1 protein-coding gene is annotated in these 316 nt (G+C 51.6%); it reads right to left on the bottom strand.

The window, feature by feature from the left end:
* Positions 1-316 (bottom strand): phage tail protein (locus AW165_RS18810; RefSeq protein WP_060466693.1); only part of this gene is annotated, 316 nt, incomplete at both ends.

The following is a 316-nucleotide window of genomic DNA, read 5'->3' as shown; positions in this document are numbered from 1 at the left end:
TGGTCTTCATGCCTGTCAGCGTACGACTGCGAATGGTGAACTTGCCTTTGATGTCATCACCAATCACGACGGCGCGAGGTACTTGGTTATCTGCCATGGCATCCAGCGTCTTAACACTTGCTGTGATGTCACAAAACTTATTGCTGAACTGCATCGTCAGTGAGCAAGTGCGTTCGTTCTCGCCTTGCGCCTGATGTCTTGGATAACCGTTCACCACTTGCTGAGCGGTCACGCGCCAAGTACGACGGTCTTGAAATTGACTGGGACTCAAACGCCCCTTAAAGGTCAAATCACCAAAACCACCCCAAGCGGCGTA

It is taken from the genome of Acinetobacter sp. LMB-5 (assembly GCF_001541635.1).
In the GTDB taxonomy this organism is placed as follows: Bacteria; Pseudomonadota; Gammaproteobacteria; order Pseudomonadales; family Moraxellaceae; genus Acinetobacter; species Acinetobacter pittii.
The sequence above is the reverse complement of the archived record's forward strand: the minus strand, read 5'-3'. Positions and strand labels throughout refer to the sequence as shown.